We start from the raw sequence: 24,241 nt of genomic DNA, 5'->3' as shown, positions 1-24,241 counted from the left end.
CGGCGCCGCCCTCGCCGGTCTGGGCTGCTATGGCGGGCACCGCCTCTCTGCACGCACCGGTGGCTGTGGCGGAGGCGGACGGGAATCGAACCCGCCTGACCGGGATGCCCGGCCACGTCGGTTTTGAAGACCGCGGGGTCCACCAGGAGCCCTGACGCCTCCGCCACAAGTAAGCCCCGCGCCGGTTCCGTTCGTCAAGCCGACGGCCGGGCCGGGGTCGGCATATGGTCGGTGCCATGACGACACCGGCCGCACACCCCCGCACCGTCCCGGCTGCGCGCCTCACCTCGTTCGGGCACGGCGGCGGCTGCGCCTGCAAGATCCCGCCCGGGGCGCTGGAGGACGTCGTCGCCGGCCTCGTCGGCGCGCCGGTCGCCGACCCGGCGGGCGAGCTCATGGTGGGCCTCGACGACGGGGATGACGCTGCGGCCGTGCGTATCCGCGACGACATCGCCATCGTATCCACGGCGGACTTCTTCACCCCCGTCGTCGACGACCCGTACGACTGGGGCCGCATCGCCGCCGCCAACGCGCTCTCCGACGTCTACGCCATGGGCGGCACGCCGCTGGTGGCGGTGAACCTGCTGTGCTGGCCCACAGGGGCGCTGCCCTATGAGACGGCCGCGGAGGTGCTGCGCGGGGGCCGCGACGTGGCCGGCGCGGCCGGATGCCACGTGGCCGGCGGGCACAGCGTCGACGACCCGGAACCCAAGTTCGGCATGGCCGTCACCGGCACCGCCGACCCCGCCCGGCTGATGCGCAACGACGCCGGCCGCGCGGGGATCCCGCTGAGCCTGACCAAGCCCCTGGGCATCGGGATGCTGAACTGCCTGCACAAGAACACCGGCACACCCATCCCGCAGGCCGTCGACGCGATGACCCGGCTCAACGCCGGCGCAGCCCGGGACGCGCTCGCCGCCGGCATCACATGCGCCACCGACGTCACCGGGTTCGGGCTGCTGGGGCACCTGTTCAAGATGGCGCGGGCCAGCGGCGTGTCCGCGGTGATCGACGCCGCCGCCGTCCCCTACCTCGACGGCGCCCGGCAAGCGCTGCGCGACGGCTACGTCAGCGGCGGCACCCGGCGCAACCTGGACTGGGTGCGCCCGCACCTGCGCTCCGCGGCGGGCGAGGACGAGCTGCTCCTGCTCGCCGACGCGCAGACCTCCGGCGGGCTGCTGGTGGCCGGCGAGGTGCCGGGAGCGCCGGTGATCGGCGAACTGGTGGCGGCCGACCCGCACGACGGGTCGATCATCACCGTGCGATGACGGTGGGGCCGCGATTCCGGGCCGCGGCAACGGAAGAGGGCCGGGACTCCAGGCCCCGGCCCTCCCCGCGCTTGCCCGCACCGAGGCGGGGCAGCGGCTGTCTAGCCCTGTCGCTCACCCGCATTCGCGAGCGCGCCCGCCAGCGCGAAGTACTTGTTGGTGCCCATGTCCTTGACGGTCTTGATGCCCAGATCGGCAAGGATCGCGTCGTGCTTCTCCGTGAGTCCTGCCAGCGCTGACGGCGGCGCCTTGAGCACCTCGTCGAGCGTCTTGTCCTCATAGGCCTTGTCGAGTGCTTTTCCGAGGTCCATCGATACTGACAACTGAGTGTCCTTTCGTCGGAAACCTTCACGACGCCGTGGCGCCGGAACCCAGTGTGCCGAAGGAACGCGGACCTTGCAGGCCGAACGCGCCGTCGGCTACGCGGACGCCCGTCTCAGGCGCTACTCCGTCCACAGCGCCTTGATGGGCCCCGGCGTCCACATGCCGGACCGCGTGGCGGTGCCGGTGTCGAGCTCCGCGGGGGCCGCGTCCGGCACGCGCGGGTCGTAGCGGACCAGGTCGCCCCACTGCTGCTTCCAGTCCTCGTCCAGGTAGGTCGGCACGGTCACGCCGCGCTGCAGCAGCCGGATGCGCCCCAGCGGGCCGCCGCCCTGCGCGCCCTGCCAGTTGGTGGCCACCACCGCCAGTCCGCTCTCCGCGCGGATCCGGTACCCCGGCACCTCGGCCACGCCGTCGAGGTAGTCGGGCAGGTGCTGGCACGTGGTGATCAGCGGCACCGGCCAGTCCATGAACACCGGCTGCTCGGAACCCAGCAGCTGCTGCATCGTGGTCAGGCGCGGCACGCGCGGCGGGGTGAAGGCGATCCAGTCGTCCTCGTCCTCCTCGTCGTCGTGGGCGACGATGCGCACCACGTCGGCGTCGTCGGGGATCTCCGAGATCGGCAGGCGCATGTCGCGCCACGACGGCGCCGGACCGATGTCGTACAGCTCGTGCTCGCCGAGCACCTCGTATCCCCCGGCCGCGTCGGCTCCGCCCGCACCGCCGTCGACGCGCCGCCCGAACTCCACCCACAGGTTCTCACGTTTGACCTCGCCGGCGGCCGCCAACGCGAGGACCGGCCGGTCGTCACTGCGCGGTGGCAGGGCGTACCAGGCGGAGGTGGCGTCGGCGACCGCCTCGGGGTCGCCCGGGTCGTAGCTGCCGAGCACCGGCGTGGTGGCCGGGTCCAGTCCGAACGGCAGGGCCGCCAGCGAGCCGTTGACGCCGGCCGCGTCGAGCACTCCGCCACCCGTGCCCGGCGGGTTGACGTCGGGCGCGACCTTGGCGTGGCCGACGAGCCCGTTGAGGTTGTCGTGCCGGTAGCTCACGTCCGCGGGGATCCCGTTGGGGGAGAATCCGCTGAGTTCCACCGCGCCCAGCGGGTGGTCCACGGGGCCGGCCGGCGCCAGCATGTCGGCGTTCGGGTCGCGCTCCACCAGGACCGATTCCGACAGGTTGCAGGGCTTGCCGGCCAGCGCGCGCAGGTTGCCCAGCCCCACCGAGTACGACGGGTACTGCGCGACGATCGCCACCACGAACGACACCAGGGTGAAGGCGACGACGCCCGCGGCCGCGATGGGCAGCGGGGCGAACGACGGCAACGCTTCCAGCCGCTCACGGGCGCGGTGGGGCAGGCCGGCGGCCACGATGCGGCGCATGCGCCCGGCGCGCGGCTCCTGAGCGGACGCGTCGTCGGGGGTGCGGCCGTCGCGCCACCGCCACACCCGCACCAGCCGCACGACGGCGTTGATGAAGCACACGAGCGCGAGCACCCATCCCGCGATTGTCACCCACAGCCCGTTGGGCACCCCGTAGTCCGATACGTACCACCAGCTGTTGGTGGAGGTGAAGGTGACGGCCAGGATCAGCAGGACGCCCGCCGAGAACAGCGTGCGCGCGCGGCTGCGCGGCCGGCCCGATTCGCGCAGCGCACCCCGCAGCGCCACCACCGTGAGCGCGGCCAGCACCGCGGCGACCCCCGCGAACACGCCGAAGTGGTGCGTCCACTTGGTGGGGTTGAGGGTCATCAACGCTATGCCCAGCGCCACGACGAGCACCGCACGCAGCGCCGGCCCGGCCGCGAGACCCACGATGCGCCCCCGCGGCGCACCACCGGCCTGCGCGCCCTTCCCCGCACTGCCCACCAGCCCGGCGCGGCGCCGCACCAGCAGGATCGCGCAGACCACCAGGCACAGCAGCATCACCAGCACTGCGAACCGCCGTGCGATGGAGCCGTCGGGTCCGCCCTGGACCAGCAGGTGGATGTACCGCTGGTACTCCAGATACCAGGGCTCGGAGGGGCCCACGACGGGTTTCATGCGGGTGGCCTGCAGCAGCGGGCCCGCGCTGGCCCGGCTGAACGCCACCACCAGCACCACCGACGACGCGGCGACGAGCGGCGCCAGCGTCGGCGCGTAGCCGAACCGTCTCCCCCTGCTCCGGATGAGCCGCACCAGGGGCCGTCCGGCCGCCAGGAACGGGGCCGCGCAGATCGTGCCCGTCGGCCCGCCCGTGAGCGTCAGCACTCCCACCGCCAGGCCGAGCCCCGCGGGCATCAGCCTGCCGGTGGCCACGGCGCGCTCCACGCACACCCAGGTGATGAGGATGCCCGCGGCGATGTACGGCTCGGGGCGCAGGCCGTTGTTGTAGGGAAGCCAGAACGCGAGCAGCACCAGCGCCGCCGTCCACAGCGCCGCCTTGTCGTGGCGGGCGGCGCGGCCGAACCGCGGGATGAGCTCGCGCGAGATGAGCAGCCAGGACACCAGCGCCGCCACCAGCGCGGGCAGGCGCAGCACCACCGAAGCCGGGCTGATCTGGTCGAGCAGGGTGAAGACGTAGTACGGGTAGCCGAACGGCGCCTCCGGCGCCCCGAACCAGCGGAAGTAGTTCGGCATGTAGCCGGCGTTCTCCGCGGCGCGGGCCATCGCCAGCTCGTAGCCGTCGTCCGAGGTGTTGGCGCCGATGATGTGCCAGACCAGCAGCACCACGACCACGGTGACGTCCACCGCGGAGATGCGGCGCCATCGTTGCGGGAGCAGCTGCCATGGCCGACGCCGCCCGGGAGGACCGCGCATCCCGCGCCACCGCGCCAGCACGCCGCCCCGGGCGACCGAATCCAGGCGGGCGAGCGCCGACAGCGACACCGCGGTGAGCGCCACCGCCAGGCCCATCGCGAACCACTTGAGGAGAGTCGGCGAGACCATGTAGCGCGTGTCCACCGTCGCTTCCACCGACAGGCCTTCCGGGGCCGGGCCGGCGAGGTCGGTGAACACGCCCACCACCTGCGGGCGCGCATCGTGGTCGGTCACCGTCGTGGTCTCCGCGGCGCCGCCCGGTCCGGCGAACGTCACCGCGGTCTCAGCGGCGGTGGACGTCACCGTGATGGCGTCGCAGCCGCCGCCTGCGAGCGACGCCAGCGGCGCGCGCGCGAGGATCTCCCCCGCGGACCGGACCGTGACCTCGCCGTACCCGGTGGCGATGACGAGGGCGCGTTGTGTGGCGCCGGTGGTGCCGACGGGGGCGGTCGACAGCACGGTGCGCCCCCCGCCCGGCGCGTCCGACGGCTGCGCCGCCAGCTCCGTCACCGTCGAGCACGGCACGGTGACGCGCAGATCTGTGGGCGCGTACGTGACCAGCGGCGCCGTCACCGGCGCGACAGCGTCCCCCTGCGGCCACGACAGGTGCGCAGTGGACTGCGTGACCGGCAGGAACGGGACCGCCAGCGCCAGCAGCAGGCCGGCCAGGCCGGCCACCACCGCGATGACACGCGCGACCACCTCAGGGCGGCCGGGATGCCGGGGAGACGGCGCAGGCTGCGCTGCTGCTCCTGAATCGGTGGTCGGCACGGTGCAAACCTACCCAGAGAGGCCGACGGGACCGGCCGGTGGCCGCGCGAATGTCGCTGCTTCTCACACCCGAAGCGCTGTGAACGGCGCGACGGGGATGTTGCGCACCACCAGCCAGGCGACCACCACCGCCGCGATGCACCACGCCGCGCGGCCGCCGAGCCGCATCGTGCCGGCGCCGTCGCCCCGGGCCCGCCGCCACGTCCACCGCGCGAAAGCGCCGATCAGGGCGACGAGCACGAGCAAACCGACCGCATTGAACCGGAGCGCCGCCCCGAAATCCAGGTGCAGCAGCGAGTAGATCATCCGCATGCTCCCGCACCCCGGGCAGATCACTCCCAGGAAGTGCTTGCTGGGGCACTCCGGGATGACGCCGCCCGGGGTGGTCGGGTCTGCCGCGTGGATGAACGCTCCCGCGGCGGCGGCCCCCACGGCCACGGCCAGCGGTGCGGCCAGGCGGCGCAGCGCGCCTGCACCGGCACGCCGCCCGCCGACGCCGGCCGCCTGCTCCGGGCGTGCACCCGCGATCCCGGTCACCTGTCACCCCGCTTGCTTCCGCACCGTTCCTTCCGCGTCCCAGTATCGCCGCTCCGGCGGCCGCGGCGCCAGGTAGCTGGGGCTGCGGGAACACCGGCGCCCGGACTGGGGCGCCGCGGTCAGCTGCCGGAACCGCTGTCGCTGCCGGAGCCGTTGCTGCCGGTACCGCTGCCGGCCGAATCGGTCACGGAACCCAGCTGCTCGCGGATCAGCATCGAGCCGGCCTGGCTGCCGAATCCGGCCGTCTCCGCGACGCTTCCCCAGCCGCTGCCGGGAACCGTCATGACGAGTGCCGCGATATGGGTGGTGCCTTGGGGCAGGCAGACCCCCGCCAGGACGTGCACGCCCGGTTCGACGGCGGCGCGGGTCTGCCAGTAGTCGCGCGCCTGCGACGGCGGGAACGGGATCGGCGGGGCGAACAGAGTGACTCCCGGGAGGCCGCCGCCGAGGATCGCCGAAGGATCGTCGAGGGTGTCCACCAGCTCGGGAAGGTGGCGCGCGTCGACAAGGACCGGGGTGCACGTGGACAGCAGCGGCGCGGACTGCGGGCGGGTGACCCACACGCGCATGCGCCCCGCGTCGTCGATCTCCGTGCGCAGCCCCGGAGCGGAGGTCTCGACGCCCAGGGACCCGGTCACGTCCCAGTCGCCGAGCGACCCGGTGTCCACGCCCACCTGCACGCCCAGATCTTCGAGCCGCGACAGATCCAGCGACGATTCCTCACTGCCCGACGAACCTGCGCCGCCCGACGACCCGCTGGAGGACGGCGGTGCGACGGAGCTGTCGGCGGCTGCCGTTCCCGCGCCGGCGCACAGCAGTGCGGCGGCGGCCACGAGCACCGCGGCCGATCGAGCGATCCTGACCCTCGTCATCGCCGTCCCCTGGTCGGTGGACTTCCGGTCAGACCTCAGCGTAAGGCTCTCCGTCGTCTGCGGAGGCCGATTCCATGATCGTGCGCGGCGACGATGGCGGCCGCCCCGCGTCAGTGGTCTACTGGATCGATATGAGCGAGGACCCGCGTACCGCATCTGCCGGCACCGCATCCGGCCGCACTGCATCCGACCGCACTGCATCCGACCGCACCACGATCGGACCGGAGAACACCGCGGAGCGGGTGGCCCTGTGGCGCGCGCTGCACGTGCTGATCGACGCGCCGCCGCACGTCCTCGAGGACACCGTCGGACTGGCGCTGGTCGACCCGCCCGCGCAGTGGCGCGATCGGCCGGACATGGATCCGGAGTTCACCGCCGGGTTCCGCGCCTCCATCGTCGCGCGGGCCCGGTTCGTCGAGGACCTCGTCGCCGAGCAGGCCGCTGCCGGGGTCGACCAGTACGTGATCCTCGGCGCGGGGATCGACACGTTCGCGCTGCGGCGCCCGGAGATCGCCGCGCAGATGACCGTCTTCGAGGTCGACCAGCCCGGTCCCCAGGAGTGGAAGCGCCGGCGGCTGGACGAGACCGGGTACGGCGTTCCGGGGCACCTGCGCCTCGTCCCGGTGGACTTCGAGGTCGAAGACTGGTGGTCGGCGCTGCTGCGGGCCGGGTTCGACGCGTCGAGGCCCGCCGTCGTGGTTTCGACCGGCGTCGTCCAATACCTCACCCGCGAGGCGACCGCCTCGACCTTGCGCGCCGCCGCGGGCCTCGCCGCCGGTTCGACGCTCGCCGTGTCCTTCCTGCTGCCCATGGACCTCATCGATGACGGCGACAAGGGCGGGCTGGAGGCCAGCAGCGACGGCGCGCAGGAGTCGGGCACGCCGTTCGTCAGCTTCTACACGCCCGACGAGATGCTCGGCCTCGCACGCGGGGCCGGTTTCCGCGAAGCCGACCACGTGGCCGGTCCGGCGTTGAGCGACCGGTACTTCGCGGGCCGGGCGGACGGCCTGCACTCATCGAGCGGCGAGGATTTCCTCATCGCCCGCACGTGACGCGGCGCGACAGCGCCCCGTTCGCCGCCCTCACGGCCACACGCGCAGTGCCCGGAACGAATACCCGTCCTGTTCCGCCTGCTCGACGTCCATCACGACTCCCTGCCCCGCCCGTAGCTCCAGGAAGCCCGTCATCGCCAGGGAGCTGAAGTGCGCCCAGCACCCGCCCGGGGCCTCCGGCGCGTCGATGACGCCCCAGCCCTCGTCGGCACGCCACTCACGCACGATTCCCGACACCGTCATGGTGGGTTCTCATCACGATCCGGCGGCATCGCCTATTCCTTCCAAACCGAGCGTTCACTAGGGCACGTCTTTCATCGCCGCGTCGAAATACCCGCGAGTAACACCGACGAGTACATTCGAGCGAATTCAAGAATTGATTCTAATGTTCCGGACTGCCCTTCCACCTGGGGATACGTTACACACTTCGGCGGCGATGGCATGGATCACACACCATTGATTCCATTAGCCACCCTCCCTAATATCAATCATGTCCATCGCAGTAGAAGCGCAGCAGGGGTCGCTTTCTACTCACCAGACGGAGCCCGATTGGGCGGAACCGCCGGATACATATAACCGGCGGATACGGAAAACAAATGGCGCGGGGAGCGCCACGCGGCAACGCGTCCCGACGGTTCGGGGGAATCGCCGGGTCACGCGAACCCGCACAAGTCGCACCGCTCAGCCGCGGTGCTCTTGTCCAGCCTCCCGCCGCCCGGCCTCGGCCGACCGAATCCCACTGCCCGATCCCCCGGCGGGGAGCACGCACCGCGCTCCCCGCCCGGCGCCCCCTTGCCGTCCTCCGGCCAAGCCCCGGCGCCGGCGGGAGGCCCGAACCCGGCCCCCGGGGCCGCAGACACGCCCGCAACACGTGAAGGACCACGATGAACTCGCATTTCACAGCGCAAGCCGACCCGCAATCGCAGCCGCGCCGGGTCCGCCTCGCCGACCTCCCCTCCCTGGTGGGCGAGAGTCTCGGCCCGTCCCGCCGCATCCTCATCGACCAGGAGCGGATCAACGGGTTCGCCGACGCGACCGGCGATCACCAGTGGATCCACGTCGACCCGGAGCGCGCGAAGGACGGCCCGTTCGGCACCACCATCGCCCACGGTTACCTCACGCTGTCGCTGGCGGTGGACCTGTTCTGGGACGTCCTCGACGTGACCGGATCGGACCAGGTCATCAACTACGGGCTCGAGAAGGTCCGCTTCCCCGCTCCCGTGCCCGTCGGCTCCGAGGTCGGCGCCACCGCCACGATCGACTCGGTCGACGCGATCGCCGGCGGATACCAGGTGGGCGTGACGCTCGTGTTCGACGTGCCGGGCATCGAACGCCCCGTCTGCGTGTGCGCGACGATCCTGCGCTACCTCGGCGACGTCGAATCCTGACCGGTCGCCCCGGCCGCACCAGCACCCATCCGTTCCCACCAGAAGAAGGCGAAGGCGATGACCGACAAAACCAGGAACTCCGGCAACCGTGAGAAGACCGCGAGCGCGGGAACGTCCGGAAGGTCGGGCAAGACCGCCGGCGCCGCCAAGCCGAAGTTCCCGATGAAGACCCGCATCGCCGCGGAACTGGACCCGGCCGGCTGGCTCGGGTCCACCGCCAAGGCGGCCGTCGGCGCGGCCCGCAACCCCGTGGGGGTGGCGTCGGCCGTCGAGAACCTCGCGACCCGCCTGGCCAAGGTCCCGACGGACACCGCCCGCGTCGCGCTCAGCGGCAAGAACGTCGAAGGCGCGCCGGAGCTGCAGGGCGACCGCCGCTTCTCCGACAAGGCCTGGCGCGAGAACCCCGTCTACTTCTCGCTCGTGCAGTCGTACTTCGCTGCGCGCGCGTTCGCGCTCGACCTGGTGGACGCCTCCGGTGCGGACAAGATCACCGCGGCCAAGGCACGACAGTTCACCGAATTGTTCTGGGACGCCGCCGCGCCCACGAACACCCCCGTCACCAACCCGAAGGTGCTCGCCCGCGCCTTCGAGACCGGGGGCAAGTCGCTCGTCCGCGGCGCCGGATACGCCGTATCGGACCTGCTCAAGCGCAAGGGCCGCCCGCTGCGCGTGGACAACGACGCGTTCACCCTGGGGGAGAACATGGCCGCGACCCCGGGCCAGGTCGTGTTCCGCAACGAGCTGATCGAGCTGATCCAGTACGCGCCGCAGACCGACGAGGTCCACGCCGTTCCCATGCTGGCCAGCCCGCCGTGGATCAACAAGTACTACATCATGGATCTGGGACCGGGCCGGAGCTTCCTCGAGTGGGCGGTGCAGCACGGGCGCACGGTGTTCGTCATCTCCTACCGCAATCCGGATGCGTCCATGAAGTCGGTGACGTTCGACGATTACGTCGAACTCGGCATCGACGCGGCCGTCGACGCGGTGCAGGAGATCACGGGGGCGCCCACGGTGGACCTGGTGGGGCTGTGCCTGGGCGGGGCGCTGGCGAGCATCGCGGCGGCGCTGTTCGCGGGGCGCGGCGATACGCGCATCGGCAGCCTCACGCTCATCAACACGCTGCTCGACTACACCGATCCCGGCGAGATGGCCAACATGACCGACCCCGACACGCTCGACAAGGTCGAGGTGCTCATGGTCAAGAAGGGGTATCTGCCCGGGGCCGACATGGCCACCACCTTCGACCTCATGCGCGCCAACGACCTCATCTTCGGGTACTGGGTGTCGCGGTGGATGCTCGGCGAGGCGCCGCCCGCCTTCGACCTCCTGGTCTGGAACGAGGACTCCACCCGCATGCCCGCCGCGATGCACACGAAGTACCTGCGCGACCTCTACGGCGCGAACCTGCTGGCCCAGGAGAAGTTCGAGATCTGCGGGCGCCCGATCTCCCTGCGCGACTTCACCGGCGACGTGTACATCGTGGGCGCCGAGACCGACCACATCGTGCCTTGGGAATCGTCCTACAAGGGCGCCCGGCTGTTCGGCAAGGACGCGCGGTACGTGCTGTCCAACGGCGGGCACATCGCCGGGATCGTCAATCCGCCCGGAAAGAAGAGCTGGTCCAAGGCCGTCGGCGCCCCTGAGGGCGAGCAGGCCGGCGCGCTCCCCGCCACGGGCGCGGAATGGGACGGGAAAGCCACCCGCAGGGACCGCTCCTGGTGGGAGGATTGGGCGAAGTGGGGCTCGGCGCGCGCGGGCGCGCTGCAGGCCCCGCCCAGCATGGGCAGCGAGACGCACCCGCCGCTGGTGGCGGCCCCTGGCACGTACGTCCGCAGCTGAGCGCACGCCCCGGCGGCCCGCCCGGGCGCACACCGCACGGTCAGGAGTCCGCTATGACGAATCCGGCATCCCACGGGGACGAAGGCAGCGGCGAGGGCGCCGCCGGCTCGGGTGCGCGCGCCCGCGCCCGCCTGTCGTCATTGGCGGGCACGGCGCGGGCGTCCACAGGCCCGGCGATCAAGGGCGTCGGCAGGTTCGTCGGCGACGCACGGGCACGACGGCGGGCCGCGCGCGGCGGGCAGACCACGTCCGGGGTCGACGGCGGTGCGCAGCAGCCCGGCGACAAGGCTCGTCCGGTCGGCGTCCCGGAGCCCGGCACCGCCGCACCGGCCGCCGACGCGGCGAGCGCTCCGGACGTGCAGCCGCAGGAGCCGCCCGCCGCCGGGCCCGCCCCGCACGGCCCCGCCGCCGCGGCACTCGACACGGGCAAGCGGCTCGGCGTCGCGGCACTCGGGGCGGGCTGGAAAGCCGGCACCGTCGCAGTGGGCGTCGGCCGCAAGGCGGGGTCCGCCGCCGTCGGAGTGGGCAAGAAGGCCGCCCTGCAGGGCGTCGACGCCTACGAGAAGTCCGTCGAGACGGCGATGGAGACGCAGAAGAAGATGTTCGGCTCCACCGGCATCTCCGCCGTCGACGACGCCGTAGCCTCCCACACCACGAGGGTCGGCGAGTCGACGGCCGGCGCGGCGAAGACCGCCCGCGGGGCGCTGGGCGGCGACGCGGACGCCGCCCCGGAGGACTCGGGCGCAGCGAACGACAAGCGCGCCGCGGCCGACGAGCGCACCGGGGAGCAACCCTGACGGCGGGAGTCCGCCGCCCGGCCGTCAACCCGCGGGCGCGTCCAGCCGGGAAGGCAACCCGAAACGCTCGAACAGGCCCGGTGTGAAGAAGGCGACCACCTTGGCCACCCTGTCGCCGTCCAGCCGCAGGACCTGCAGCTGGAACGGGGCGTACGTGCCGTCGGGCTGCGCCATGTACAGCCCGAACGCGGGCTGGCCGTTGGCGCTCGTGGCGAGCATCGGCATGTCGCGCGGCCCGCCGGGGCACCGGGTGTCGATGAGCTCGCCGATCTGCTGCGGTCCGGAATACCACCCCGTGAACGGAGGCATCTCCCACACCGCATCCTCGGTCAGCATGCCCACGATCGCGTCGATGTCCTTGCGCCAGAATGCATCCACGTAGGCGTCGAGCAACCGCCGCTGCGATTCGTCGAGCTCACCGACGACGGAGTCCTCGCTCAGTCCGGCATCCTTCAACTCGCGGTGCGCGCGCTGCAGCGCCGAATTGACCGCCGTGGCGGTGGTGCCGAGTACCGCGGCCGTCTCTTTGGCCGTCCAGCGCAGAACGTCGCGCAGGATCAGCACAGCGCGCTGGCGTGCCGGCAGGTGTTGCAGTGCCGCCACGAAGGCGAGACGGATGGACTCGCGCTCGGTCACGGCCACCGCGGCATCGGGGATCGGCTCGAGCCAGGGGATCTCGTGGTCCTCCACCAACTCGTCCGACGCCCGCGAATCGGCGGTGCCGAGCCCGGTGGGGAGCGGGCGGCGCGAACGCCCGTCGAGGTTGGTCAGGCAGACGTTGGTGGCGATCTTGTACAGCCAGGTCCGCACCGACGAACGCCCCTCGAACGCGTCGTAGGCACGCCACGCCCGCAGGTAGGTCTCCTGCACCAGATCCTCGGCCTCGCCGACGGACCCCGTCATCCGGTAGCAGTGCGCGAGCAGCTCGCGCCGGTATCTGGTTGCGACGGCGGTGAAGTCATGCGGTTTCACGGCGTCGGTGGTCGCGGGCTCGGCGGCCTTCATCCTTATATGATGCCCGGCGGGGACCCGCAGGTAAAGAGTCTCGCAACCGCCGCATGCAATTCCAGGCGACCTCCGCCAAGTCATGATCTCACGTCGGATTGACAGATTAATGCCGCAGTCTTAACTTGGGGTCGTGACCTATAGCACTCCACAGCTGGCGCTCATCGAGGCGGCCGAGCGGATCGTCGCGGAACGCGGCATCGCCGCCTTGACGGTCAAGGACGTTCAGCTTGCGGCCCGCCAGGCCAACAGGTCGGCGGTCCGGTACCACTTCGGATCGCGCAACGACCTGCTCGAGGCGGTGCTCGAACTCCGCATGCGCCCGGTCGACAAGAAGCGCCAGGAGATGCTCGACCGGATCGGACGGTCCGACGATCCGCCGCAGGCCCGGCAAGCGGTGGAGGCCCTGGTCTGCCCCCTGGCGGCGGAGACGCTCGGCCGCGCGGACAGCCGCTACGCCCGGTTCCTCGTGCAGGCCTTGCTCGACCCCGTATTGGCCGAGATCGTGCAGAAGCACCTCCGTGCCGAGAGTTTCCGAATGGTCCAGAAACTGCTCATCGGACTCTGCCCCGTGGGAGAGCCCGCTGCGGGCTGGCGGGCCAACAACATCGTGAAGCTCAACATGATCACCCTCGCAACACAGGAGGGGCTGGGAACGCGCCGGCCGGAGAGCGCCGTCGTCGTGGCGGACCTCATCACCAGCTGCGTGGCACTGCTCAACGCACCGGCCTCAGAGGCCATGGATCTACAGTCAGGAGACACTCGATGACATATGCGATACCCGCCGCGGCGACGCCCACGCCGACGGATCCGCTGGCGTGCTTCGGACCCATCGTGGCGCCGCGTCTGGCCGCCGGCGTCGATGAACGGCCCTACGAAGCGTTCTCGCTGACACCGCATGCTCCGACGATCGGCGCGGAAATCTCGGGAATCCGTCTGAGCGGGGACCTCCCGGACGCGGTCATGGGCGAGTTGCGCCGCGCACTGCTCGAGTGGAAGGTGCTGTTCTTCCGCGGACAGGACATCAGCCGCACCGAGCACCGGGCGTTCGCCGAGAAGTGGGGGGCGCTCGAACAGCACCCGTTCTACAAGTACACCCAGCCGGGTCAGACCGACGTGGACGTGGCGACTCTCGCCAAGGACGGCACCGCGGTCGGCGCCGAGAACATCTGGCACAACGACGTCACCTGGCACGAACACCCGTCGTTCGCGGCGATCCTTCGGGCGGTGGAGATCCCCGACGTCGGCGGCGACACGCTCTGGGCGGACACCGGCGCCGCCTACGACCTGCTTCCCGATGACATCAAGCAGCGCATCGACGGGCTCGAGGCCGAACACGACTGGATCAAGTCGTTCGGCTCCGGCATGCCCGCGGACGCCATCGAGTCGCTCCGGCCGCAGTTCCCGCCGGTGCGCCATCCCGTGGTGCGCGTGCTCCCCGAGAACGGCCGGCGCGTGCTGTTCGTCAATGTCGCGTTCACCCAGCGGATCGTCGGCATGCCGGAGGACGATTCGAACGAGCTGCTGCGGCTGCTGTACCGCCACGTGATGCGACCGGAACTGCAGGTTCGGCTGCGGTGGCAGCCGGACACGATCGCGATGTGGGACAACCGGTCGTGCCAGCACTACGCCTCCAGCGACTACTTCCCGGCCCGACGCGTCATGGACCGCATCTCCATCGTCGGCGACAAGCCCGTCGGGGTGCGGGGATGAGCTGCGCGGACCGCTCGGATTCCGCACTCATGGCCGCGGAGAGCGAGGCAGACGGCATTGCCGCGCATTCTGATCTGCGGCTCCTGCTGGACACCCGGCACAGCTGCCGGGCGTTCGGGCCGGCACCCGTCCCGCGCGGGACGATCGAGCAGATCCTGGCGTTGGCGCAGTGCACACCTTCCTGGTGCAACACGCAGCCCTGGCAGGTCTCCATCACCGAAGGCGACGCGACGGACCGGCTTCGGGCGGGCATCGCCGAACACGTCCGTTCCCAGCCGCAGGAGCCGGACTTCGCCTTACCGTCCGAGTACCGCGGCGTGTACCGGGCGCGACGCAAGGAATGCGCGCTGCAGCTGTATTCCAGCCTGGGGATCGCCGACGGCGACCGGCAGGCGTCGGCCGCGCAGACGATGAAGAACTTCGCGCTGTTCGGCGCGCCGCACCTCGCCGTCATCACATCGGACGACGCCCTGGGCGTCTACGGCGCGGTCGACTGCGGGCTCTACGTCAATACATTCCTTCTCGCCGCGCACAGCCTCGGCGTGGCGACGATCCCGCAGGCCGCGCTCGCCGGAAGCGCACCGTTCCTGCGCCGGTTCCTGGGACTCGGGGACGATCGGCGGATCGTGTGCACCATCGCGTTCGGCTACGCCGATGTGGACCATCCCGCGAATGCGTTCCGCACGACCAGGGCCGACACCGGCACGGTCGTCGACTGGGTGTCATGACGGCTCCGAACGGTAAGGGCGGCGGCGGATGTCGCCATGTTCGACAGGCCGGACCCGGACATGGGCGAGTACGTTCACGCCGTCGTGCAACCCACGCGGAATGCCCGGCGTGGCGGGGACTGACGAGCACCCGCCGATAGCGCGCGGCACCGATGAAACCGCGCCGTGCGGGCGGTCTTCCTACGTGACGACACGAACAGGAAGGCACCATCATGAGCACACCTGCGATCGCCGCGGTCCAACCCTGCCTCTGGTTCGACGACCAGGCACGTGAAGCAATGGAGTACTACGTGTCGGTGTTCCCGCATTCGCGGATCAACGAGATCATCGAGTACCCCGACGAATCACTCGACGAACACTTCCGGGGCATGTCCGGCAAGGTGCTCAACGGACAATTCACCCTGGACGGCGTGGACTTCGTCTGCCTCGACGGCGGGCCGATCTTCACGTTCACCGAGGCGGTGTCCTTCGTGGTCACGTGCGCGGACCAGGCCGAGATCGACCGCTACTGGGCGGCGCTCTCGCACGTGCCCGAGTCCGAGCAGTGCGGCTGGTCCAAGGACCGCTTCGGCGTCAGCTGGCAGATCATCCCCGCGAACATGGGCGAGCTGCTGACCCGCCCCGCCCAGGTCCAGGCCATGATGGCGATGAAGAAGATCGTCATCGCCGATCTGGAGGACGCCTGAGCCGCAATCGGAACCCCGCACCCGGGCGAGCCGGGGCACCCGGTCGGAGAGTGGTGTACATCTCATTTCATTTGATCTACACTTCAGTCTTGTCACGACAGCGTCATGTAGCACAAACGATGCAGTGCGCACAGAGAACGCCGCCCGAATCGGCTTCCGGCGTACGGGAGCGGCACCGCCCGAACGCCCCGTGACGTCCCCTCGACCACCCCGCGCCCGCAGTCGGCGCGCACCCAGGAGGCGCCCCCATGACCACGCAGACCACCACACGCGGGGAGGCACCCGCGCGCAGGCCCGACGGGATCGGCCACATCATCGGCGACCCCGGCGGCGCCGCCCTGTTCACCTTCGGCTTGGCGCTCACCTGGGTCTTCGTCGCGGAGGTCGTCGACCACGACGCCGCGGGCGCGCTGGTGTTCGGCCTCCTCGTCGGCGGCATCGGCCAGACCCTCGGCGGCGTCATCGCGATCCTGCGCAAAGACAACTACCTGGGCAACCTGCTGATCACCTACGGGATCTGGCTGATCGGGTTCTTCCTGCTCTCCGTCGACGACCTCGGCAACACCAACGCGCGCGCCTGGTGGTCGTTCGCCCTCATCATCCCGTCGCTGTTCCTGGTGGTTCCCGCGATCCGCACCCGCGCCACCCCGATCATCCTCGCGTTCATCTTCCTCATCGGCCTCGAGCTCTTCCTGGGCCTGGCCCTGCTCAACACCGACGTGCCGTGGCTCGGGAAGGCCGTCGGCTGGCTCGCGCTGGCCTCGGCGTTCCCCATCTACTACCTGGCCTACGAGCGCCTGATGCGGGCCGTCGAGCCCGAGCACGCGCCGCACGGCGCCGAGTTCGACGCCGTGGAGGAGCGCGGGCACGCCGGCTGACGCAGGCCACCGGCCCGGCACCGCATTACTCTACAATTGTCGCTTACGTCGTTATATTATTGTAGAGTCTTGTAGTGCCGGGCGGAGCGGCTTGCAGTGCCGGGCGGCCCCGGCCACACACCCGAGGAGAGGGCGGAGCAGATGATCGACGGACGGGTAGTCGTGGACGCGCACGTGCACGCGCCGCACCTGGGCACGCTGCGCCCCGCGTGGCTGGACTGGGCCGACACGTTCTCCGGCGATCAACCATGGCGCGACGTCTACGCCGCTTCCGGGGCGCCCGACCCCGCACTGCTCGACGCGCTGTTCGAAGAGCAGGGCGTGGACCATGCCCTGCTGTTCTCCGAGTACAGCCCCCGCGCCACCGGCATCCAGCCGTTCGACGACCTCCTCCCCCTGGTCCGCCACAACCCGCGGCGGTTCCACCCGGTGGCGAACCTCAATCCGCACTTGCACTTCCCACTCGTCGACGAGCTGGAGCGGCAACTGGACCTGGGGGCGGTGGCGCTCAAGCTACACCCGGTGCACGGCTGCTTCGACCCTGGCGACAAGGAGCTCTTCCCCGTCTACGCCCGCTGCGTGGAACGGGACATCCCCGTCATCTACCACTCCGGCACGTCGAGCTTCCCCGGCTCGCAGACGCGCTTCGGCAACCCGGAGCTCTACCTCGACGCCATCGATTACTTCCCCGAGCTGGACTTCGTGTTCGCGCACGGCGGGCGCGGATGGTGGTATCAGACCGCCGCGTTCCTCGCGCAGAGCAAGCCCAACGTGTGGCTGGAGCTGGCCGGGCTCCCCCCGAAGAAGCTGCCCGAGTACTACAGCGGATACAAGTTCGAGCGGATCGCACAGAAGATGATCTTCGGCACCGACTGGCCCGGGGTGCCGGGCACCCGCAACAACGTGCGCGCCCTCGCCGGCCTCGGCCTCGAGGACAAGACCCTCGACAACATCCTTTCCGGAAACCTCGCACGCGTGTACCCGCGCGTGGGGCTGTGAACCGCAGGCGGTGAACGACGCGATGAGCGACGACGACAGCACGGCCGCGGGACCCGGCGAATCCACCCTGCGCATCGAGGAGCACGGCGACCACGTCGAGGTGACGCTGGACCGCCCCGCCACCAGGAACGCCATCGACGCCGCGATGATCTCCGACCTGCACGCGCTGTGCGCGGAGCTGGAGCGGCGGCCGCGGATCATGATCCTCACCGGCGGGTCCGAGGGGGTGTTCGCCGGCGGCGCCGACATCGCCCAGCTCCGCGACCGCGGCCGCGACGACGCCCTCGCCGGCATCAACCTGCACCTGTTCAACCGGATCCGCGCGCTGCCGATGCCCACCATCGCCGCGGTGGACGGCTACGCGCTGGGCGGCGGGGCCGAACTCTCCTACGCCTGCGACCTGCGCATCGCCACGCCGCGGACCGTGTTCGGCCAGCCGGAGCCGGGCCTGGGCATCATCGCCGGCGCCGGGGCCACCTACCGCCTGGTCCGGCTGCTGGGCGAGAGCGTCGCCAAGCAGATCCTCCTGGCCGGGGAGTGGATCGACGCCGACCGGGCCCTGGCCCTGGGCCTGGTGCACTCCGTCGTCGATCCGGCCGGGCTGCGCGACACGGCACGCGCACTCGCGGAGAAGACGGCGCGCGGCTCGGCCGTCGCACTGCGCATGACCAAGCTCGCCGTCGACGCCGACGCGGCGGCGCACCCGCAGATCGACCTCGCCATCCAGGCGCTGCTGTTCGAGGACGACGAGAAGCGCAGGCGGATGACCGCCTTCCTCGAACGAAAGACGCGCTGATGCGCCGCCCGGCCGCCCGGCGCGCGACCGGCCACAGTCCACGAGACACGAAGGAGCAGCGATGATCACGACGCTGGAGAGCTACGTTCGCGGGTCCTGGCTCGCGCCCGCCGACAAGGGCACCGTGCTGCGCGACGCGGCCACCGGCGAGCCGATCGCCAGGATCTCCGCCCGCCCCCTCGACTACGGGCCCGTGGTCGACCACGCCCGCCAGGTCGGCGGGCCCGCGCTGCGCGCGCTGACCTTCCAGCGCCGCGCCTCGATGCTCAAGGCACTGGGCAAACACCTGAGCGCACGCATCCCCGACTTCACCGAGCTGTCCCTGGCCACCGGGGCCACCCGGCGCGACGCGGTGGTGGACATCGACGGCGGCATCAACGCGCTGTTCGTCTACGGCGGCAAGGGCGCCAAGCAGCTTCCAGACTCGAACGTGCTGCCCGACGGCGACTTCGAGCCGCTGGGCAAGAGCGGCGCCTTCGGCGTGCAACACGTCCTCACCCCCCGCCGGGGCGTCGCCGTGCAGATCAACGCCTTCAACTTCCCGGTGTGGGGGATGCTCGAGAAGCTGGCGCCGGCCCTGCTCGCGGGCGTGCCGAGCATCATCAAGCCGGCAAGCCAGACGGCCTACCTGACCGAGATGGTCTTCCGCGAGATCGTCGCATCGCGCCTCCTCCCCGAGGGCGCCGTGCAGCTGGTGTGCGCCCGCCCCGACGGCCTGCTGGACGAGCTGGGCCCGCAGGACTCGCTGGCCGTCACCGGTTCCCGGGACACCGCGGCCGCCCTGCGCCGGCACGACGCCGTCATCGCGAACGCCGTGCGCTACACCGCGGAGGCCGACTCGCTCAACTCCTCGGTGCTCGGCCCCGACGTCTCCCCCGGCGACCCGGAGTTCGACGTGTTCGTCAAGATGGTCGCCACCGAGATGACGCAGAAGGCCGGCCAGAAGTGCACCGCGATCCGCCGGGTGTTCATCCCCGCCACGAACATGGACGCCATGCAGGACGCGCTCACCGCGCGGCTCGCGAAGGTGCTGGTGGGCAACCCGGGCGCCGAGGACACGCGTATGGGCGCGCTGGCGAGCCAGGGGCAGCGCGACGACGTCCGCCGTGCCGTCGACACTCTCGCGGGCGCCGCGAAGGTCGTCTTCGGCGACGCGCACGGCCGGCCCGGGAACTTCTCCGCCGACGCCGATTTCGACGCTGGCGCATTCATGTCGCCGGTGCTGCTGCGGGCCGACGACCCGGACCGCGAGGAGCTGCACAGCGTCGAGGCCTTCGGGCCCGTCGCCACGCTGATGCCCTACGACGGCGCCGACCGGGCGGCGGAGCTGATCGCCCGCGGCCGCGGCAGCCTGGTCGCGTCGGTCGTCACCGGGGACACGGACTTCGCGGTGGGCCTCATCGCGGCCGCGGCGCCGTGGCACGGCCGGATCCTCGTGGTGGACCGGGACAGCGCGGCCGAGAGCACGGGGCACGGCGCCGCCCTCGCCCAGGCCGTGCACGGCGGCCCGGGGCGCGCCGGCGGCGGAGAGGAGCTCGGCGGATTGCGCGCCCTGCCCCACCACCTGCAGCGCAGCGCCATCCAGGGCGGACCGGGCCTGCTGGCAGAGCTCACGGAGCAGTAGCAGTAGCCCCCGTTCCGAGCACCTGTTGCACCCCCGCGCGCGGGTTCACGCGCGCGGGGGTGCAACAGGTGCTCGGAGCGCGGCGCGGCGCTCACAGGAACTCGAGCGGCTCCGGCACGATGATGAGCGCGACAGCATCGGTGAGCGCCCGGACCTCGTGGACGACTCCGGCCGGGGTGCGCAGGTAGTCGCCCGCGGAGATCGTCGTCTCCCCCACCTTGAGCCGGCCGGAGATCACGTACATCTCCTCGCCCGCCGGATGCCGGTGCGCGTGGCTGACGGCACCTTCGTCGAACCGCAGGAACGCGGTGCCCGCCCCCTCCTGGACCTCGTTGAGCGGGGCCAGGTACACCCCCGAGCCCACGATGATCCAGTCGACCGCGTCGAGGGCGATCGGCGGGATCGCGGCCGGCGCTCCGTGCGAGTCGGACATGAGGCTCCCTTCAGCATCCAACGCAGCGCCATCCCGTCCCCTGCGGAAACCGGGTCCCTGCCGAAACCGGGTCCCTGCGGAAACCGGGTCCCTGCCGAAACCGGGTCCCTGCCGAAACCGGGTCCCTGCGGAATCCGGGGCCGCTCCCAGCCCATCGTAGTCGCGATCAGCTGCGGAAGGCGCTGATCCGGGCGTTACGGTCCCATCTTCATCTACATTCGTATTGCATGTCGTCACCGCACTGTGGAGCATAATGAACGTGATGCACCCCACACCCGGAGAGGCCGCCATGCCCGACACCCCCGCGCCCACGACCCCCGCGCCTGCCGCCACCGCGACCCCGACGTTCGCACCCGTCGCCGTCGCCGCCGACCTGCGCCCCGACGGCGTCCGGCTGCTGCACTCGACGACGCCACTCGCCCCGCACGAGCCGAGCCTGGTGCACGCCTTCCGTGCGGGCGCCGCGGCGCACCCCGGCAGAACCCTCCTCGCCCAGCGCACCACGCCCGGCGAAGACGCATGGCGCACCATCACCTGGGGAGACGCCGCCGTGCGCGTGGAGCGGCTGGCCGCCGGGCTGCTCGAGCGGGGACTGGCGGACCGGCCGGTGATGATCCTGTCGCCGGGCGGCATCGAGCACCTGGTCCTCATGCTCGCGGCGATGAGCGTGGGCGCACCGGTGGTCCCGTCCAGCGTCGCGTACGCGCTGACCACCGCCGACCACGCCAAGCTGCGGGCGATGGCCGACCTGGTCGACCCGGCCGTCGTCTTCGCCGACGGCCCCGAGTACGCGCACGGCGTCGCCGCGGTGAGCGCGGGCAGGACGGCCCTGAGCGCCGACGGGGCGGTCGACGGCACCCGGGCCCTCGCGGCCCTCGAATCCGCCGACCCGTCGAGCCTCGCCGCGGTGCGCCGGCGCGCGGACTCGATCGACCCCGGCACCGTCGCGAAGATCCTGTTCACGTCCGGCTCCACCGGCGCGCCGAAGGGCGTGATCAACACGCACGGGATGCTCACCGCGAACCAACAGCAGATGCGGCAGGCATGGCCGTTCCTCGCGGCGGAGCCGCCCGTGCTGCTGGACTGGCTGCCGTGGAGCCACACGTTCGGCGGCAACCACAACCTGAACATGGTGCTGATGAACGGCGGCACCATGTGGATCGACGACGGCCGGCCCGCGCCGGGGATGATCGAGCGCACCGTCCGCAACATGACGGACGTCGCACCCACGGTCTACTTCAACGTGCCCGCCGGCTACGGAGTGCTGCTGCCCATCCTCGAAGCGGACGAGTCCGCCGCCGCAGCGTTCTTCGCGTCGCTGCGCCTCGGGTTCTACGCCGCGGCCGCGCTGCCGCAGGAGCTGCTCACGCGGATCCGCGCGCTGGCACGCCGGCACGGCTCCGGCATGGAGATGACGACGTCCTGGGGCCAGACGGAGACGGCGCCGGCCATGACCACGGCGCACTTCCGCATCGACCGCAGCGACACCATCGGCGTGCCGCTGCCCGGCTGCGAGCTCAAGCTGGTGCCGTCGGGGCCGAAGCAGGAGCTGCGGGTGCGCGGTCCCAACGTCACGCCCGGGTTCTTCCGCCGGCCCGACCTCACCGCGGCGGCGTTCGACGACGAGGGCTACCTGCGCACCGGCGACGCCGTGCGCATGGTCGACGAGGACGACCCCGCGCGCGGGCTGGCGTTCGACGGCCGCATCGCGGAGGACTTCAAGCTGGCCACGGGCACGTTCGTCTCGGTGGGCACGCTGCGGCCGGAGCTGCTCTCGGCCGCGGACGGACTGCTCACCGACGCGGTGATCTGCGGACACGACAGGGAAGAGGTGACCGCGCTGGCGTGGCCGGCCGCCGGTCACGCCGGCGAGTGCGACGAGAACGGCGTCCCCACGCCGCGGTTGCGCGATGCGCTCGCCGCGGCGCTCGCGCGGCTCGCGGATGGCGGACGGGGGTCGTCGCAACGCATCGAACGGCTCCGCCTCCTCACCGAGTGGCCGAGCCTCGACGCGGGCGAGATCACCGACAAGGGCTACCTCAACCAGCGCGTGGTCCGCGAGAGGCGGGCCGCGGACGTGGCGCTGGTGACGGCGGGGAGCGATGACGCACGGATCATTCACCGGCCGAACAGCGCAAACACATGATGTTCTACAGACCACTAGACGTCACGTCATAGTTCTGTAGACTATGCATATCCGGCAGACAGCGCACACCGCCCCCACCGCGCACACCGCAAGGAGTTCACCATGACCGTCAAGGACGATCGCATCGGCGCCGCCCCCAGCCCCACGGGCAAGCTCAGCCCCATCGACTACAGCGAGCGCATCCCCAACAACGTCGACCTCGCCGGCGACCGGCGCCTGCAGCGCGCGCTCGAGCGCTGGCAGCCCAAGTTCCTCGACTGGTGGAAGAACCTCGGCCCGCAGCTGCCCACCGAGGACGTCTACCTGCGCACCGCGGTGGCCGTCGGCCGCGACGGCTGGGCGCACTTCGACTTCGTCCCCATGGAGGAGTACCGCTGGGGCATCTTCCTGGCGGAGGCCAAGGAGGACCGCAAGGTGAACTTCGGCCAGCACAAGGGCGAGCCCGCCTGGCAGGAGGTGCCCGGCGAGTACCGCGCCGAGCTGATGCGCCTGATCACCGTGCAGGGCGACACCGAGCCCGCCTCCGTCGAGCAGCAGCGCGTGCTGGGCATGACCGCCCCGTCCCTCTACGACCTGCGCAACCTCTTCCAGGTCAACGTGGAGGAGGGCCGGCACCTGTGGGCGATGGTCTACCTGCTGCAGGCGCACTTCGGCCGCGAGGGTCGCGAGGAGGCAGAGCAGCTGCTCAAGCGCAACTCCGGCGACGTCGACTCGCCGCGCATCCTCGGCGCCTTCAACGAGGAGACCACCGACTGGCTGCAGTTCTTCATGTTCACCTACTTCACCGACCGCGACGGCAAATACCAGCTGGGCACGCTCAAGGAGTCGGCGTTCGACCCGCTGGCCCGCACCTGCGAGTTCATGCTCAAGGAGGAGGCGCACCACATGTTCGTGGGCACCACCGGCGTGCAGCGGACGGTGGAGCGCACGGCGCAGCTCATCAAGGAGCACGGCACCCACGACATCTGGCAGTACGGCGGCATCCCCCTCGAGGTGATCCAGCAGTACCTCAACTTCCAGTACTCGGTGTCGCTGGACCTGTTCGGTTCGGAGCAGTCCACCAACGTCGCCGCCTACTACACCGGCGGGCTCAAGGGCCGGTGGCAGGAGACCCGCCGCAAGGACGACCACGACCTCACCGAGGCCACCTACCCGGTGCGCATGATCGCGGACGGCCGCATCGTCGAGAAGCAGGTCCCCTACCTCACCGCGCTCAACCTGGACCTGCGCGACGAGTACACGGCCGACTGCGAGAACGGCGTGCGGCGCTGGAACCAGGCGCTCGAGGACGCCGGGCTCGAAGAGCGGCTGACCCTCCCGCACGAGGGCTTCAACCGCCAGGTCGGCAACTACGCGGGCCACTTCGTCAGTCCCGAGGGCGAGGTCATCACCGAGGAGCAGTGGAACGCCGGTGCGGCCGCGTGGCTGCCGTCGCAGGAGACCCGCGACAAGGTCGCCGCGCTCATGGTCCCCGAGTACGAGCCCGGCGAGTTCGCCGGCTGGATCGCCCCGCCGCAGACCGGCATCAACGACCAGCCGGTGGAGTTCGACTACGTCCACCTGGCCGAGGAGGGCCTGGCCTGACGACCC

The 24,241-nt window shown here is 71.2% G+C and carries 22 protein-coding genes and 1 tRNA gene; 15 read left to right on the top strand and 8 right to left on the bottom strand.

The window, feature by feature from the left end; genetic code table 11:
* Nucleotides 1–66: 66 nt before the first annotated feature.
* Nucleotides 67–162: transfer RNA gene (locus FO059_RS00925), tRNA-Sec, on the bottom strand.
* Nucleotides 163–236: 74 nt separating this feature from the next.
* Between FO059_RS00925 and selD the strand changes: the two genes are divergently transcribed.
* On the top strand, nt 237–1,268 hold the full coding sequence (gene selD / locus FO059_RS00920) for a selenide, water dikinase SelD (RefSeq protein WP_143905587.1): 1,032 nt from the start codon (nt 237–239) through the stop codon (nt 1,266–1,268).
* A gap of 101 nt (nt 1,269–1,369) precedes the next feature.
* Here the strand turns inward: selD and FO059_RS00915 are convergent, their stop codons facing one another.
* From FO059_RS00915 to FO059_RS00900, 4 genes are all read right to left on the bottom strand, one after another.
* Nucleotides 1,370–1,591, bottom strand: coding sequence for a hypothetical protein (locus FO059_RS00915; RefSeq protein ID WP_143905585.1), 222 nt, complete (start codon nt 1,589–1,591; stop codon nt 1,370–1,372).
* Between the two features lie 120 nt (nt 1,592–1,711).
* A complete protein-coding gene (locus FO059_RS00910) occupies nt 1,712–5,155 on the bottom strand; it encodes an arabinosyltransferase domain-containing protein (protein ID WP_143905583.1) in 3,444 nt (1,147 codons plus the stop codon).
* A gap of 63 nt (nt 5,156–5,218) precedes the next feature.
* Nucleotides 5,219–5,620 carry a DUF2752 domain-containing protein gene (locus tag FO059_RS00905; RefSeq protein WP_233266879.1) on the bottom strand — a complete coding sequence of 134 codons (402 nt, stop codon included), beginning with the start codon at nt 5,618–5,620 and terminating at the stop codon, nt 5,219–5,221.
* A 191-nt stretch (nt 5,621–5,811) separates the two neighbouring features.
* The gene (locus FO059_RS00900) at nt 5,812–6,564 is read right to left on the bottom strand and encodes a hypothetical protein (protein ID WP_143905581.1); all 753 of its coding nucleotides are present in this window, start codon (nt 6,562–6,564) and stop codon (nt 5,812–5,814) included.
* A 74-nt stretch (nt 6,565–6,638) separates the two neighbouring features.
* On the opposite strand from FO059_RS00900, the gene FO059_RS00895 reads away from it, so the two are divergent.
* Nucleotides 6,639–7,616 carry a class I SAM-dependent methyltransferase gene (locus FO059_RS00895; RefSeq protein ID WP_268968810.1) on the top strand — a complete coding sequence of 326 codons (978 nt, stop codon included), beginning with the start codon at nt 6,639–6,641 and terminating at the stop codon, nt 7,614–7,616.
* A 30-nt stretch (nt 7,617–7,646) separates the two neighbouring features.
* Here FO059_RS00895 and FO059_RS00890 read toward each other — a convergent pair whose 3' ends face one another.
* On the bottom strand, nt 7,647–7,859 hold the full coding sequence (locus FO059_RS00890; protein ID WP_143905579.1) for a S1 domain-containing protein: 213 nt from the start codon (nt 7,857–7,859) through the stop codon (nt 7,647–7,649).
* Nucleotides 7,860–8,500: 641 nt separating this feature from the next.
* Between FO059_RS00890 and FO059_RS00885 the strand changes: the two genes are divergently transcribed.
* From FO059_RS00885 to FO059_RS00875, 3 genes are read left to right on the top strand one after another with little or no spacing between them, the layout of a single operon-like run.
* Entirely contained in the window at nt 8,501–9,004 is a 504-nt protein-coding gene (locus tag FO059_RS00885; protein ID WP_143905577.1) for a MaoC family dehydratase, read from the top strand.
* 57 nt (nt 9,005–9,061) lie between these two features.
* Complete coding sequence (locus FO059_RS00880; RefSeq protein ID WP_233266865.1) at nt 9,062–10,846, top strand: PHA/PHB synthase family protein; 1,785 nt, start codon at nt 9,062–9,064, stop codon at nt 10,844–10,846.
* Between the two features lie 53 nt (nt 10,847–10,899).
* Nucleotides 10,900–11,643 carry a hypothetical protein gene (locus FO059_RS00875; RefSeq protein WP_143905576.1) on the top strand — a complete coding sequence of 248 codons (744 nt, stop codon included), beginning with the start codon at nt 10,900–10,902 and terminating at the stop codon, nt 11,641–11,643.
* A gap of 24 nt (nt 11,644–11,667) precedes the next feature.
* Here FO059_RS00875 and FO059_RS00870 read toward each other — a convergent pair whose 3' ends face one another.
* Nucleotides 11,668–12,648, bottom strand: a complete 981-nt coding sequence (locus tag FO059_RS00870; RefSeq protein WP_143905574.1) for a sigma-70 family RNA polymerase sigma factor — start codon at nt 12,646–12,648, stop codon at nt 11,668–11,670.
* A 133-nt stretch (nt 12,649–12,781) separates the two neighbouring features.
* Between FO059_RS00870 and FO059_RS00865 the strand changes: the two genes are divergently transcribed.
* The 8 genes from FO059_RS00865 (at nt 12,782) to paaZ (ending at nt 20,072) form a co-directional block, all read left to right on the top strand.
* The gene (locus FO059_RS00865; protein WP_199257051.1) at nt 12,782–13,417 is read left to right on the top strand and encodes a TetR/AcrR family transcriptional regulator; all 636 of its coding nucleotides are present in this window, start codon (nt 12,782–12,784) and stop codon (nt 13,415–13,417) included.
* On the top strand, nt 13,414–14,361 hold the full coding sequence (locus tag FO059_RS00860; protein WP_143905573.1) for a TauD/TfdA dioxygenase family protein: 948 nt from the start codon (nt 13,414–13,416) through the stop codon (nt 14,359–14,361). The genes FO059_RS00865 and FO059_RS00860 overlap by 4 nt, the downstream gene beginning before the upstream one ends.
* Before the next feature lie 29 nt (nt 14,362–14,390).
* Entirely contained in the window at nt 14,391–15,089 is a 699-nt protein-coding gene (locus FO059_RS00855) for a nitroreductase (RefSeq protein ID WP_143910304.1), read from the top strand.
* A 212-nt stretch (nt 15,090–15,301) separates the two neighbouring features.
* The gene (locus FO059_RS00850; protein ID WP_143905571.1) at nt 15,302–15,775 is read left to right on the top strand and encodes a VOC family protein; all 474 of its coding nucleotides are present in this window, start codon (nt 15,302–15,304) and stop codon (nt 15,773–15,775) included.
* Nucleotides 15,776–16,023: 248 nt separating this feature from the next.
* Nucleotides 16,024–16,653 (top strand): acetate uptake transporter family protein, encoded by a 630-nt coding sequence (locus tag FO059_RS00845; protein ID WP_143905569.1) that lies wholly within the window; start codon nt 16,024–16,026, stop codon nt 16,651–16,653.
* Nucleotides 16,654–16,794: 141 nt separating this feature from the next.
* On the top strand, nt 16,795–17,652 hold the full coding sequence (locus FO059_RS00840; RefSeq protein WP_143905567.1) for an amidohydrolase family protein: 858 nt from the start codon (nt 16,795–16,797) through the stop codon (nt 17,650–17,652).
* Nucleotides 17,653–17,674: 22 nt separating this feature from the next.
* Nucleotides 17,675–18,448, top strand: a complete 774-nt coding sequence (locus FO059_RS00835; protein WP_143905565.1) for an enoyl-CoA hydratase/isomerase family protein — start codon at nt 17,675–17,677, stop codon at nt 18,446–18,448.
* 61 nt (nt 18,449–18,509) lie between these two features.
* Nucleotides 18,510–20,072 carry a phenylacetic acid degradation bifunctional protein PaaZ gene (gene paaZ, locus FO059_RS00830; RefSeq protein ID WP_143905563.1) on the top strand — a complete coding sequence of 521 codons (1,563 nt, stop codon included), beginning with the start codon at nt 18,510–18,512 and terminating at the stop codon, nt 20,070–20,072.
* A gap of 91 nt (nt 20,073–20,163) precedes the next feature.
* Here the strand turns inward: paaZ and FO059_RS18270 are convergent, their stop codons facing one another.
* The gene (locus tag FO059_RS18270; RefSeq protein ID WP_158726593.1) at nt 20,164–20,505 is read right to left on the bottom strand and encodes a cupin domain-containing protein; all 342 of its coding nucleotides are present in this window, start codon (nt 20,503–20,505) and stop codon (nt 20,164–20,166) included.
* Between the two features lie 262 nt (nt 20,506–20,767).
* Here FO059_RS18270 and FO059_RS00820 point away from each other — a divergent pair, with 262 nt between their 5' ends.
* Nucleotides 20,768–22,651 carry an AMP-binding protein gene (locus tag FO059_RS00820; RefSeq protein ID WP_199257052.1) on the top strand — a complete coding sequence of 628 codons (1,884 nt, stop codon included), beginning with the start codon at nt 20,768–20,770 and terminating at the stop codon, nt 22,649–22,651.
* Between the two features lie 102 nt (nt 22,652–22,753).
* Nucleotides 22,754–24,235 carry a benzoyl-CoA 2,3-epoxidase subunit BoxB gene (boxB, locus tag FO059_RS00815; RefSeq protein ID WP_143905559.1) on the top strand — a complete coding sequence of 494 codons (1,482 nt, stop codon included), beginning with the start codon at nt 22,754–22,756 and terminating at the stop codon, nt 24,233–24,235.
* Nucleotides 24,236–24,241: the final 6 nt, after the last annotated feature.

It is taken from the genome of Tomitella fengzijianii, from assembly GCF_007559025.1.
Classification (GTDB): Bacteria; Actinomycetota; Actinomycetes; order Mycobacteriales; family Mycobacteriaceae; genus Tomitella; species Tomitella fengzijianii.
This window is presented reverse-complemented; position numbering and strand designations above follow the sequence as displayed.